General features: G+C 68.7%; 10 protein-coding genes. 3 read left to right on the forward strand and 7 right to left on the reverse strand.

Translation table 11 applies throughout. The features are described from left to right. Positions 1 to 10 precede the first annotated feature (10 nt). Positions 11 to 166, forward strand: coding sequence for a DUF3309 family protein (locus AP428_RS35985; RefSeq protein WP_006483086.1), 156 nt, complete (start codon positions 11 to 13; stop codon positions 164 to 166). 128 nt (positions 167 to 294) lie between these two features. Here AP428_RS35985 and AP428_RS26415 read toward each other — a convergent pair whose 3' ends face one another. The 3 genes from AP428_RS26415 to AP428_RS26425 all read right to left on the reverse strand — a co-directional run bounded on the left by AP428_RS26415 (position 295) and on the right by AP428_RS26425 (position 2894). Beyond that, entirely contained in the window at positions 295 to 672 is a 378-nt protein-coding gene (locus AP428_RS26415; protein WP_006480033.1) for a BON domain-containing protein, read from the reverse strand. A 57-nt stretch (positions 673 to 729) separates the two neighbouring features. After that, on the reverse strand, positions 730 to 1719 hold the full coding sequence (locus tag AP428_RS26420) for a LysR family transcriptional regulator (protein ID WP_011548630.1): 990 nt from the start codon (positions 1717 to 1719) through the stop codon (positions 730 to 732). A 137-nt stretch (positions 1720 to 1856) separates the two neighbouring features. Continuing rightward, on the reverse strand, positions 1857 to 2894 hold the full coding sequence (locus AP428_RS26425) for an NAD(P)H-quinone oxidoreductase (protein ID WP_011548631.1): 1038 nt from the start codon (positions 2892 to 2894) through the stop codon (positions 1857 to 1859). A 193-nt stretch (positions 2895 to 3087) separates the two neighbouring features. On the opposite strand from AP428_RS26425, the gene AP428_RS26430 reads away from it, so the two are divergent. Continuing rightward, positions 3088 to 3960 carry a LysR family transcriptional regulator gene (locus tag AP428_RS26430; RefSeq protein ID WP_027813897.1) on the forward strand — a complete coding sequence of 291 codons (873 nt, stop codon included), beginning with the start codon at positions 3088 to 3090 and terminating at the stop codon, positions 3958 to 3960. 24 nt (positions 3961 to 3984) lie between these two features. Here AP428_RS26430 and AP428_RS26435 read toward each other — a convergent pair whose 3' ends face one another. Both AP428_RS26435 and AP428_RS26440 read right to left on the reverse strand, forming a co-directional pair. Beyond that, positions 3985 to 6750 carry a LuxR C-terminal-related transcriptional regulator gene (locus tag AP428_RS26435; RefSeq protein WP_011548632.1) on the reverse strand — a complete coding sequence of 922 codons (2766 nt, stop codon included), beginning with the start codon at positions 6748 to 6750 and terminating at the stop codon, positions 3985 to 3987. 297 nt (positions 6751 to 7047) lie between these two features. Then, positions 7048 to 8727 (reverse strand): fatty acid--CoA ligase, encoded by a 1680-nt coding sequence (locus AP428_RS26440; protein WP_011694932.1) that lies wholly within the window; start codon positions 8725 to 8727, stop codon positions 7048 to 7050. A 349-nt stretch (positions 8728 to 9076) separates the two neighbouring features. On the opposite strand from AP428_RS26440, the gene hchA reads away from it, so the two are divergent. Then, positions 9077 to 9958 carry a glyoxalase III HchA gene (gene hchA / locus AP428_RS26445; protein WP_011548634.1) on the forward strand — a complete coding sequence of 294 codons (882 nt, stop codon included), beginning with the start codon at positions 9077 to 9079 and terminating at the stop codon, positions 9956 to 9958. Between the two features lie 62 nt (positions 9959 to 10020). Here hchA and AP428_RS26450 read toward each other — a convergent pair whose 3' ends face one another. Further along, the gene (locus AP428_RS26450; protein ID WP_006480040.1) at positions 10021 to 11310 is read right to left on the reverse strand and encodes an acyl-CoA dehydrogenase family protein; all 1290 of its coding nucleotides are present in this window, start codon (positions 11308 to 11310) and stop codon (positions 10021 to 10023) included. Between the two features lie 173 nt (positions 11311 to 11483). Beyond that, the gene (locus AP428_RS26455; RefSeq protein WP_226292210.1) at positions 11484 to 12161 is read right to left on the reverse strand and encodes a TetR/AcrR family transcriptional regulator; all 678 of its coding nucleotides are present in this window, start codon (positions 12159 to 12161) and stop codon (positions 11484 to 11486) included. Positions 12162 to 12187 lie beyond the last annotated feature (26 nt).

The following is a 12187-nucleotide window of genomic DNA, read 5'->3' on the forward strand; positions in this document are numbered from 1 at the left end:
GAGGGATGCGATGCTCGGTACGATCCTCATCATCGTTCTGATTCTGCTGCTCATCGGAGCATTTCCTGCATGGCCGCATAGCCGAAGCTGGGGCTACTGGCCATCGGGGACCGTCGGGCTGATCGTCGTCATTGTCGTGATACTGGTGCTGCTCGGTCGCATCTGACGCCCCCGCCACCCGCGGCGGGACGCGTCGCAGCCGGCACGGGTGCGTGCCTTCCCGAGCCTTCGCCGTGGATTCTTTACACGACGAGACCCGCAAAGACATGCACCCGATGCCGTCAACCCTTTCCGTTACTGGCCACCCTCCAGGCGTAACTGGAGCTTGCTCTTCACCGACGTCACGCCCGGGACCTGGCGGGCCGCGTCCACCGCGGCCCGGTCCTGCGACTCGTCGGCGATCTGCCCGGCCAGTGTCACGTCGCCCGTCTTCGCCTTCGCGAACACGGTGACCTGCGCATTGCCCACGCCGGGCGCTCTCACGATGGCCTGCCGAACCTTCTTCGCGAATGCGCGGTCGGCCGCGCGTTCGGCCTTCTTCGCCGCCCGCGGCGACGCGGCCGCCGATGCCGCCTGCTCGGCGGGCGCGGTGGGTGCGGCGGACTGCGCGTGACCGGCCAGCGGCGACAACGCAACGAAACCTGCAACGACGATTGCAAAACGGGACTTCATCGGATTCTCCTCGACAGGAACGAACGGGTACAACGGGTACGACGGATGGGCCGGCCGTCAGGCCGTGACACCGGCCACCGCACGGGCACGGGCACGCTCGCGGCCGCGCGGCGCCGCGAGCGCGTCGAGCGCGCGGGCGTCGGCTTTCAGCGCGGGCGACAACCCCAAGCGCAGATGCTCGACGAAGGTGCGAACCTTCGCGTCCAGGAAGCGGCGCGACGCATACATCGCGTAAACGTCGAGCATCGTCAACCGGTAGTCCGGCAGCACGCGCACGAGCCGCCCGCTGCGCAGGTCGTCGATCGCCGAATAGATCGCCAGCGAGCCGATGCCCAGCCCCGCGCGCAGCGCGATCGACAGCGCCTCCGGCGCATTCGCGTGGAACGGCGCGGCCGTGACCGCATGCGACGCGGTCTGGCCGCCGGGGCCGTGCAGCAGCCATTCGTCGTTCGCTTCGGCCGGCGTATCGAGGCGCAGGCAGGTATGGCGTGCCAGGTCGGCGGGCGCGGACGGCACGCCGTGGCGAGCCAGGTAGGCCGGCGACGCAACCAGCACGCTGAACGACGTGCCGCATGAATGCGCGATGCAGGCGGAATCAGGCAGGCTCGCGGCCGTGACGACCGATACGTCGTAGCCTTCCTCGACGAGATTGGGCATCCGTTGCGAATAAGTCATCTCGATGGCGACTTCGGGAAAGCGCGCCCGATAGGCGACGGCCAACGCGGTCACATGGCTCTGCCCGAGCCCCGGCATCGTATGCACGCGCAAGCGTCCGTACGGGCGGACCAGCGCGTTCCGGGCCTCGGCATTCGCCTGGTCGACATCGCCGAGAATCGATTGCAGGCGCTCGAAATAGCGGCGCCCGCTGTCGGTCAGTGCGATTTTCCGGGTGGTCCGGTTCAACAGACGAATCTGCGCATACGCCTCCAGGCTCGCGACGGCCCGCGACACCTGCGCGGTCGCGACATCGGTCTGCTTCGCCACGGCGGAGAAGCTGCCGGCCTGCACGACGCGAACGAACGTCCGCATGTTCTCGAGCATGTCCATTTCGACTCATCGTCCAGTGCGGTGCTGCATCCACGCGACGCGCCGGCGGGGCGCGGCGACGCATTCGGTGCCCCGATTGTCGGGCCATCCCCGCCGCAGCTTCAGCCCCCCGACCGGGGGGCTGAAGCGTCCGCGGATCATGTGGAATGCTTGGCGTTTGCGTCGATGGCAGCCCGAAGCGCATGATCCGCGGCCGGCGTCGCCAGCACGATCTTGCCGATATGCCGTCCCGAATCCATCAGCTCGTGCGCCGCGCGCGCGTCGCGCAAATCGAACAGCCGATAGACCTGCGGCCTGACCGTGCCTTGCCGGATCAGCGGCCACACGGCCTCCTCGAGCTCGCGAATGATCTGCGCCTTCTCCGCGTAAGTGCGCGAGCGCAGCGTCGAGCCGATGTGCGTGAGCCGCTTCGTCAGCATCGGAAACAGATCGAGCTCCTTCGCGGGGCCATTGATCACGCCGATCTGCACGATGCGCCCGTTCATCGCGGCCGCCGCGAAATTGCGCGCGACGTAGTCGCCCGCGATGATGTCGACGATCACGTCGACGCCCTTGCCGCCCGTGAAGCGCGCGACTGCCTCGACGAAATCCTCGCTGCGATAGTCGATCGCGAGATCCGCGCCGAGCCGCATGCTCGCGTCGCGCTGCGCGTCCGACCCGACGGTGGTGATGATCGTCGCCGCGCCGAACGCCTTCGCCAGCATCGTCGCCGTCGTACCGATGCCCGACGCGCCGCCGTGGATCAGCACGCTTTCACCGGGGGAAAACCGACCGCGCTGGAACAGGTTCAGCCAGACCGTCATGAAGGTCTCCGGCAGCGCCGCTGCCTCGGCCATCCCGAGGCCGTCGGGAATCGCGAGCGTGTTGCTCTCGTTCGCCACCGCGTATTCCGCGTAGCCGCCGCCGGGAATCAGCGCGCAGACGCGATCGCCGACGACGAACCGCGTGACGTCCCGCCCGACCGCGACGACCTCGCCGGCGATCTCGAGGCCGGGAATGTCGGACGCGCCGGGCGGCGGATCGTACAGCCCCTTGCGCTGGAATACGTCCGGGCCGTTGACGCCGGCCGCGTGAATCCGGATCAGCACGTCGCCGGGGCCCGGCACCGGTACGGCCCGGGTCGCCGGCACGAGCACGTCGGGGCCGCCGGGCCGCACGATTTCGATCGCGGTCATGTGGGTGGGCAGGGGGGCGCGTCATCAATCACGATATGATCCTCAACGTTCGTCGATGCGCGGCCGATTCGCGGGCCATCCCCGAATCGCGGCATCGCCATGTAGGTGAAGCCAGTCTATGGGCGATGCCGCGCGCGGGCACGCAGCGAATTACCGGTCGGGGAATGCAAAAATGCATCAGTCGGGACACACGATGAACTGGGACGACGCGCGCGTCTTTCTCGCGATCCATCGCGAGCGCACGCTGCGCCGCGCGGCGCAGACGCTCGGCGTCGATCAGGCGACGGTCGGGCGGCGGCTCGCGACGCTCGAGCACATGCTCGGCGCGACGCTGTTCCTGCGTTCGTCGAAAGGCTATCTGCCCACGCCGGTCGGCGAACTGGCGCTGCGCGCCGCCGAGGCGATGGAGCAGCATGCGCACGAGCTGGTGCGGCTGACGCAGGGGGTCGACCGGCGGCTCGCCGGGGAGGTGAAGATCACGACGACCGACGCGCTCGCGATCGAGTTCGTGATGCCGTCGATCGCACGGCTGCACGCGAAACATCCCGACGTCTCCGTCGCGCTGAACACGTCGACCCACATCCTGAATCTCGCGAAACGCGAAGCCGATATCGCCATCCGCACCGTGCGGCCCGAGAACCCCGATCTGGTCGCGCGCCGGCTGGCGTGCTGGGACATGGGGCTATTCGCGTCGCCCGACTATCTGCACCGGCACGGCGAGCCCGAGCGCGGCCGCGCGTTCGCGGGCCACGACCTCGCCGTCTACCAGCCGTACATCGACGCCAGCCGCAAGCCGACCCTCGCCGGCGAACCGATCGACGGCGGCCGCATCGTCACGCGCACCAACTCGAACCTGATGCTGCGTGCGGCGCTGCGTGCGGGCCTCGGCGTCGGCGAGATTCCGGTTCACATGGGCGAGCGCGACGGGCTCGCGCGGATCTGGCCGGATCGCATGCGGGCGTCGCCGTACGAGGTCTGGCTCGTCACGCACCGCGACCTGCGCCACACCGCGCGCATCCGTGCGGCGATCGACGAGATCGTGGCCGCGTTCGCCGCGCACCGCTGACGCGGGCGGCAGCGCGTCAGCCGGTCATTCGTCGTCGCGCCGCACGCGTGACGGATCGAGCGCCAGCCCGCTGCGCACCGCCTGGATGCGCGACGTCACGTTGAGCTTCTCGAAGATGTTCTTCAGGTGCCACTTGATCGTCTCCGGCGCGACGCGCAGCGCGCGGGCGATTTCCTTGTTCGACAGGCCACGCGCGACGTAGTCGAGGATCTCGAGCTCCCGCGCGCTGAGGTTGCCGGTCGCACCCGGCCGCGTGGCCGGTGCTCCGCCCGACGCCCGCTGCGCGTCGAACGCACGGGCCAGGTCGCGCAGATACCACGCGCCGACTGCCGGAAAGCGGTCGGCACGCTTCTGCATGCGCGCCAGCAAGCGCTCGGCCGCCGCGCCTTCGTCGACGAAGGTGCGGACGAGTCCGTTGCCCTGGCCGTATTCGAGCGCACGCGCGAACGCCGCGAGCGCCGCGCTCTCGTCGCCCGCGTGGTCGAGCGCGATCGCATGCAACACGGCGGCCTGCGCCGCGAACCAGTCGAACCCGCGCGCGGCCAGCACCGCGTGCACGGTCGCCATGCGCTGCGCGGCTTCGTTCGCGCGTGCATCGGCGAGCAGCAGCCTTGCCTGCGCGGATTGCGCCATCTGCCACGTCTCGACGTGGCTCGACGCTTCGTCCGGCGGCACGGGCGACACCAGCGACGCCAGCGCGCGCCCCACACGGTGGGCTTGCGTCGGCTGGCCGGCGTCCAGATGCAGCCGGATACCGGTCGCCATGCACGCGACGCGCAGCCGCAGCCATTGCCGGCTGCACGCGATGCGATCGGCTTCGTCGAGCATGTCGTGCGCCCGCGCGTCGTTCCCCGACCGGAATTGCAGCAGGGCGGCGGTCTGCATGAACCTCAGCAACGGCCCGAGCGAACAGGCCTGCATCGCGATGTCGAAGCGGTCGGCCTGCGCGTCGCGCACCTTCGCCCAGTCGTTCCATTCGTAGTAGATCGCCGACAGATAGCCGGCCGACAGCGCCGTCGCCGCCGACAGGCGACCCGCCGAGCGTTCGGCGGCGCGCAACGCCGTCTCGAACGTCTTCGACGCGTCGTGCAGCCGCCCGGCGACGAACTCGGCCAGGCCCGACATGTTCTGGCGGTACACGTTCGCGTACAGCGGCTCGTGCCCCGACGCCGCGTGTTCCGCGCGCGCGCCGAGATCCCGCACGTCGCCGAGGCGGCCCGCGTAGCCGAGCCCGAAGATCAGCGTCGTCTGCCCGATCTGCTCGACCCACGAACCGGCCGGTGGGGCGGCCGCCAGCACACGCTCGCCGAGCTGCAGCGATTCGATGCTGCGATCCGACAGCCCGGCGATCAGCGAGCGCACGGCCAGCAGTTCGGTCGCCGTGACGGCGTCGGTATCGAGCCGCCCGGCCGCGATGTCGGCTTCCAGCGCTTCCAGCGCACGGCGCGCATCGACGATCTGCATCGACAGCGCGAGCGCCCACGTATGCGCGATCCGCAACCGCAGGCGGCCCGTCAGCGCCTGCGCGGGCAGGCGCGACACCCAGTCGAGCACGGTACGCACGTCGCTCGACGCGATGAGCTTCATCGCGCACGCCTCGACCCAGCCGGCGGCCGCATCGAAGTCGCCGGCCGCGAGCGCGTGCCTGACGGCGTCCGGCCATTGCCGCTCGGCCGCATACCACGCGCTCGCGCGGCGATGCAGTGTGGCCACCGTGCCGGGCTCGCGCAGCGCCAGCTCCTCCCGCAAGTATTGCAGGAACAGCGCGTGATAGCGGTAGCGCCGGCGGTCGCCGTCGATCGACCGGATGAAGAGGTTGTGCGCGGTTAGCCATTCGAGGCAGTCGAGCGCGTCGTCGCGGCCGGTCAGCGCATCGCACAGCGCCGGCGTCATCCGGTCGAGCACCGCCGTATGCAGCAGGAAGTGGCGGATCGCGTCCGGCACCTGCGTCATCACGTTCTCGTTCAGATACGCGGCGATGCCGGCACGCGCGTGGCTGACCTGCTCGGCCACGCGCGCCGCGTCGCTGTCGTCGTGCAGCGCCAGGGCCGCCAGTTGCAGGCCCGACACCCAACCTTCGGTCGCCGCGCGCAGACGCCCGACGTTGTCCGCATTGAGCGGCTTGCCGGCCACCCGCTCGAAGAACGCGCGCGTCTCCGCGTCGTCGAAACGCAGGTCGTTCTCGTCCACCCGCACGAGTTCGTCGCGCGATTCGAAATAGCTGAGCGGCAACGCGGGCGCCGAGCGGCACGACAGCACGACATGCAGGTTCGACGGCGCGTAGCGCAGCAGATCGAACATCGCGTCGTGGATGACCGGCGACGCGAGGCGATCGAAGTCGTCGAGCATCAGGAACAGCTCGACGCCTGCGCTGTCCAGTTCGTTGAGCAGTTCGTCGAATACGGTCTTCAGCGGAATCAGCGCTCGATCGCGCAACAACTGCTGCGCGCGGGCGCCGACCCCGCCGGTCGTGTCGACGATCGCGGCGACCACGTAGGACGCGAAGATCGACGCGTTGTCGTCGTCCTGGTCGAGACTCACCCACGCGACCTTCACACCCGACGCCACCAGCGCATGGCGCCACTCGGCCAGCAGCGTGGTCTTGCCGTAACCGGCCGGCGCGCTCACGAGCGTCAGCCGGCGGTCGAGGCCGCGCCTGAGCCGCCCGAGCCGCGCGATGCGCGTCACGATCCCGCGGGTCGACGCCGGCGCCAGCTTGGTGCGCACCAGCACTTCGATCGCATCGGTGTCCGGCGGGCGAGCCGGTTGTCTGCTGTCCGTCGGCGCCATGCTGTTCCTATTCTCCTCGCGGTGATCGCGTGTCCGCCGGCACGGCAAGCGAAACCGCCGACCGGGCCGGTTTCGCCGTGCGCCGAAAACAGCATAACGATTCGACGCCGGCCGTCAAAGGTAGGTGATGTCCGTACCGGCGTGGGTGCGCGCTGCGCGTATCGGCCGCGACACGGGACCCGCATTGTTCTCGAACCGGCGCGCGATGTTCAGCCCCCCATTCGGGGGGGTTACCCCCGGGCGGGAAAGTCGCCTCGTCCTGACCGCCGGCGTCTTCGACGGCCGGGCGCGCGCCGCTCAGTCGGGCTGGTACCGCTCGCGCAACGCGCGCTTGTTGATCTTCCCGACGCTCGTCTTCTCGATCGCGTCGACGATCAGCAGCCGCTCCGGCACCGCATAGCGCGAGATCAGCCCGCGATCGGCCACCTGCTTCACATGGGCTTTCAATTCCTCCGGCTCGACGCGACCGACCTGCTCGTCGGTCAGCACGACCAGCGCGAGCGGACGCTCGCCCCAGCGCGCATCCTTCACGCCGATCACCGCCGATTCGCGCACGGCCGGATGACGCGACAGGATGCTCTCGAGTTCGAGCGACGAGACCCATTCCCCGCCCGTCTTGATCACGTCCTTGATGCGGTCGGTGATCTGCAGCCGGCCGTCGGAATCGATCACGCCGATGTCGTTCGTATGCAGATAGCCGCCGGCCCACAGCGCGGCCGACGCCGGCGCATCGCCCAGATAGCCTTGCGTCGCCCACGGCATCCGCACGACGACCTCGCCCGCCGAGCGGCCGTCGTGCGGCACGTCGCGAAACTGCGCGTCGACGATGCGCAGGTCGACGAGCGGCAGCGGCAGCCCCGCCTTCGTCCGGCGCGCGATGTCGTCGTCGGCCGATGCGCCGCCGGCCGCGCGCGGCGGGTCGATCTGCGCGATCGTCATCAGCGGGCAGGTTTCCGACATCCCGTACCCGGTGTAGACCTCGATCCCGCGCGCGAGCGCCGCCCGCGCCAGCCCGTCGGACAGCGGTGAGCCACCGACGATCACCTTCCACGCCGACAGGTCGGCCGCCGCCGACGCCGGGCTGTCGAGAATCATCGCGAGCAGCGTCGGCACGCAATGCGAGAACGTCACCGCTTCGCGCGCGATCAGCGCGACCAATCCGTCCGGCGAATAACGGCCCGGATAGACCTGCTTGAGCCCGAGCGCGGTCGCGATGTACGGCATTCCCCAGGCGTGCACATGGAACATCGGCGTGATCGGCATGTAGACGTCGTCGCGATGCACGCGGCCGCGATCGCGCGCGCTCGACAACGCCGCCATGCCCGCGAGCGTGTGCAGCACGAGCTGCCGATGGGTGAACGCCACCGCCTTCGGCAGGCCGGTGGTGCCGGTCGTGTAGAACGTCGTCGCGCGGGTCTGCTCGTCGAAATCGGGGAACGCGAAATCGGGCGAACCGGCCGCGACGAGCGCCTCGTATTCGTCGGTGAAACCGTCCGGCAATCCGGTTTCGTCGCCGTCGGCGATCAGCACGACGTGCCGCACCGTGTCGAGCCGGTCGCGCATGCCCGCCCACAACGGCAGGAAGTCGCGGTGAACCAGCACGACGCGCGCGCCCGAATGGTCGAGCGTATACAGCAACTGGTCGGGCGACAGCCGGACATTGGCCGTCATCAGCACCGCGCCCATCATCGGAATCGCGTGGTAGCACTCCAGGTAGCGATGGCTGTCCCAGTCCAGCACGGCGACGACGTCGCCCGCGCCGACACCGATCGACGACAGTCCGCTCGCGAGTTGCCCGATGCGATGCCGGAACGTCCAGTAATCGTGCCGAACCCGGTCGCCGTACACGATTTCCTGCTCGGGCCGCGTCGCCAGCGGCGCATGAAGCAACTGCTTGATCAGCAGCGGATACGCATGGCCGGACGGTGCCGGTTCGTCTTGCGGGTACGGGTATGACGAATGCACGAAAGTCTCCATGGGCGACCGGTCGCGCCGGTCGAGCGTGCGGCCACGATACCGGACCGGCCGGCTTTCGCATCCCCCCTGTCCGGGGGGAACGAGCCCCCGTCGAAAGCGGCGGCGAGCCGTCCGGACGCGTATCACGGCGATGGATACGGGATACCCACCCGTTCGGGGAGGCGTTCGCCGCAGAACGGCGTTGTAGGATTCATCGCAGCACGTATCGTCCCTGCGAGATACCCGTCCGCACGACCGGGACATGACCGGAACGCCAGGTCGCCGCCGCGGAATCGCCGCGACGACTCACGCAGGCGCCCACCGGCCACGCCCGCCCCATCCGAACCCATCCCCCGAGCAAGGAGCAGCCATGACTTCCGACACGACGCAGACGGACCGCACGCCCGCCGCCGACCCGGCGGAGAACAACGCGTATTTCCCGTCGCCGTATTCGCTGTCGCAGTACACGTCGTCGAAGACCGACTTCGACGGCGCCGATTACCCGAATCCGTACACCGGCGGCAAGTGGAAGGTCCTGATGATCGCGACCGACGAGCGCTACATCCTGATGACGAACGGCAAGATGTTCTCGACCGGCAACCATCCGGTCGAGATGCTGCTGCCGATGCACCACATGGACAAGGCCGGCTTCGAGATCGACATCGCGACGCTGTCGGGCAATCCGGCCAAGCTCGAACTCTGGGCGATGCCGAGCGATGACGAGGCCGTGCAGAGCACCTACCGCAAGTACCTGCCGAAGCTGAAGACGCCGCTCAAGCTGTCCGACGTGCTCGACCAGCATCCCGGCGCCGATTCGCCGTATATCGCGGTGTTCATTCCCGGCGGCCACGGCGTGCTTGCCGGCATTCCGCACAGCAAGGACGTCAAGCGCACGCTGCGTTGGGCGCTCGACCAGGACCGGCACATCATCACGCTGTGTCACGGCCCCGCATGCCTGCTGTCGGCCGCCGTCGACGAAGATCCCGAGGACTACCCATTCAAGGACTACGAGCTCTGCGTGTTTCCGGATGCGCTCGACACGGGGCCGAACCTCGACATCGGCTACATGCCGGGCCCGCTGCCGTGGCTCGTCGCGCAGAGCCTCGAAAAGCTCGGCGCGCGCGTGCTGAACAAGGACATGACCGGGCGCTGCCATCAGGACCGCAAACTGATCACGGGCGACAGCCCGCTCGCGTCGAACGGCATCGGCAAGCTCGCGGCCGCCGCGCTGCTGAAGGAAGTCGGGCACTGACGGTCGGTCCGCGCCCCTGCGATGTTCTGCCGGGGCGTGGCCGCGGAGCGGCACGGCACCGCTTACTCCCGCGTCCAGCCGTTCTCGTAAAGCTTGCCGGCCAGCACACCGAGGCGCGACGCGAGAATGTAGTTCTCACCGTCCTCGATCAGCGCCGAGCGCACGTCGCGGAACAGCTTCTCGATCGGGAATTCGCGCGTGGTGCCGTTGCCGCCGAACAGCTGGAACGCCTCGTGCGTGATCTTCATCGCTTCCTCGGTCACGCTCACCTTCGCCTGCGCGGTCGCGTACGGATGACTCTGCGGCGACATCCGCGAGAACGCGAGACTGCGGCGCGCGATCGCGCGCGCCATCTCGAGCCGGCGCAGCATCTCGCCGATGCGCAGGTGCGTCATCTGATGATCCATCAGCAGCGCGCCGCCCTGCTTGCGCTCGTGGCAATACGCGAGCGCCAGTTCGAACGCGGCCCGCGCCGCGCCGACGAACACCTGGCACATGTGCGTGCCCGCGTACGACCACGTCGACGCGAGGTTGCCGAGATAGTCGTCCTTCAGCGCGACCGCGAAGCGCTTCGGCACCTTCACGTTGTCGAAATAGATCTCGCCCTGCGGCAGCGAGCGCTGGCCGATCTTGTCGAGCGGCTTGCCGCGCGACACGCCGGGCAGATCGAGCGGCAGGATCATCGCGATGCCGTTCGTGAACGCGCTGCGCTCGCCTTCGCCGTAGAAGCCGTCGCCGTAGTCGGCCGCCATGTACGCGAGCGCGACCTGAGCGACCGAGCCGTTCGAGATCCACGCCGAGCTTTGCCCGTTGATCACGATCTCGTCGGCGCCGACCTTCGCGGTCACGTTGCCGACCGGCTGCCGGCCGTTCCCGGCGAGTTCTTGCCGATACAGGATCGCCGCGTCCGAGCCGCGATCGGGCTGCGTGTTCATCCAGCAGCCGACCTTGCCCGCGCACATCTCGATCAGCTCGGTATTGCCGACCGTGTGCGCCATCATCAGCGGCATCGTGGCCGCGCCGATCGACACGGCGAGGCCCGAATCGCCCCAGCCGAGCTCCTCGCCGATCAGCGACTCGATGCGCACGGCCGTCTCCGGCGGAAACTGCGCGATCAACTGCGGATCGAGCCCGAGCTTCGCGCTCTCGACGATCGCGGCCCAGTACGGCGAGCCCGGGGCGATCACGTCCTCCGCCGTCATCCGGTCGAGCTCGCGGCCGATCGGCCGCAGCACGTCGCGCGCAAAACGATGAACCGTGTGCTGGATTGCGCTTTCCTCTTCGCTCAGCGGCGTCTCGAAGCCGGTCATGCCGACCACGGGCAGCGCCGCGGACTTGTTCAGACGAATCATCTCCGTTCTCCTCCTGGACTCGAATCATGTCGGCCCGGCAGCGGACGCGCCCGGCCATCCCACATCTAGTAATACATACCAAACATAGGTCATCATGACAAACACAGGAAGCAAAAAAAAGACAGGGTATTCCCCTGTCTCGGTGCGCGTGGCCGCAGCGGCGGATCGCGCCGTTATTTAACCGCGGGCGCCGCCAGCGTGCCGTAGGCGATCGCGCGCGACGTCGCCGCGAAATACGCGTCGAGCGCCTGCGTGTGCCGCCCGATGGTGCCGTACTGCATCGCGAGGCCGTCGGCCAGCGCGATCAGCATCGTGGCCGCATGCCGGCTGTCGGCCGCGCTGAAGGTGGGCGTGAGCGCGCGCACCAGCTGCGTGAGGTCGCGCGTGAGCGCCGAATACCATTCTTCGCACAGCTTCAGGCATTCGGCGTCGGTGGCCGCGAACGACAGGAAATGCCGGAACAATGCGTTGTACTTCGCATCTTTCGCATCGGCGATCGAGCGCACGATGATCTCTTCGAACACGTCGCGCGGCGACGCATCGCGGCTGATCGCGCGCTTCATGTCGTCGAGATACGCTTCGATGACCGGCTCGATGACGGCCCGCAACACGGCGATCCGGGTCGGGAAGTAGTACTGCAGATTGCTGACGCTGATGCCCGCGGCGGCCGCAACCGCGCGCTGCGAGAATTCGAGCGGACCGCCTTCCAGCAGCAGCTTGCGCGCGACGCGAATGATCGTGTTGCGCGTGCGCAGGCCTTGCGCCCGCAAGCCGTCGGTGTTGCTCGCTGCGGCGGTGGCAGTCGAAGTGCGCCGCTTTCGGGTGCTGCGCTGCTCGTTGGACACTGTCATCGTGTTCGTCGTGAAGATGGCGTTTC

The sequence above is a fragment of the Burkholderia sp. E168m22 genome (genome assembly GCF_001319805.1).
Lineage (GTDB): Bacteria > Pseudomonadota > Gammaproteobacteria > Burkholderiales > Burkholderiaceae > Burkholderia > Burkholderia orbicola.

What these genes read in the sequence shown, in the direction of transcription:
- AP428_RS26430 (WP_027813897.1), top strand. Translation starts at nt 3,088, where the DNA reads ATGAACTGGGACGACGCGCGCGTCTTTCTCGCGATCCATCGCGAGCGC.
- AP428_RS26455 (WP_226292210.1), bottom strand. Translation starts at nt 12,161, where the DNA reads ATGACAGTGTCCAACGAGCAGCGCAGCACCCGAAAGCGGCGCACTTCG.
- AP428_RS35985 (WP_006483086.1), top strand. Translation starts at nt 11, where the DNA reads ATGCTCGGTACGATCCTCATCATCGTTCTGATTCTGCTGCTCATCGGA.
- AP428_RS26415 (WP_006480033.1), bottom strand. Translation starts at nt 672, where the DNA reads ATGAAGTCCCGTTTTGCAATCGTCGTTGCAGGTTTCGTTGCGTTGTCG.
- AP428_RS26450 (WP_006480040.1), bottom strand. Translation starts at nt 11,310, where the DNA reads ATGATTCGTCTGAACAAGTCCGCGGCGCTGCCCGTGGTCGGCATGACC.
- AP428_RS26420 (WP_011548630.1), bottom strand. Translation starts at nt 1,719, where the DNA reads ATGGACATGCTCGAGAACATGCGGACGTTCGTTCGCGTCGTGCAGGCC.
- AP428_RS26425 (WP_011548631.1), bottom strand. Translation starts at nt 2,894, where the DNA reads ATGACCGCGATCGAAATCGTGCGGCCCGGCGGCCCCGACGTGCTCGTG.
- AP428_RS26440 (WP_011694932.1), bottom strand. Translation starts at nt 8,727, where the DNA reads ATGGAGACTTTCGTGCATTCGTCATACCCGTACCCGCAAGACGAACCG.
- hchA (WP_011548634.1), top strand. Translation starts at nt 9,077, where the DNA reads ATGACTTCCGACACGACGCAGACGGACCGCACGCCCGCCGCCGACCCG.
- AP428_RS26435 (WP_011548632.1), bottom strand. Translation starts at nt 6,750, where the DNA reads ATGGCGCCGACGGACAGCAGACAACCGGCTCGCCCGCCGGACACCGAT.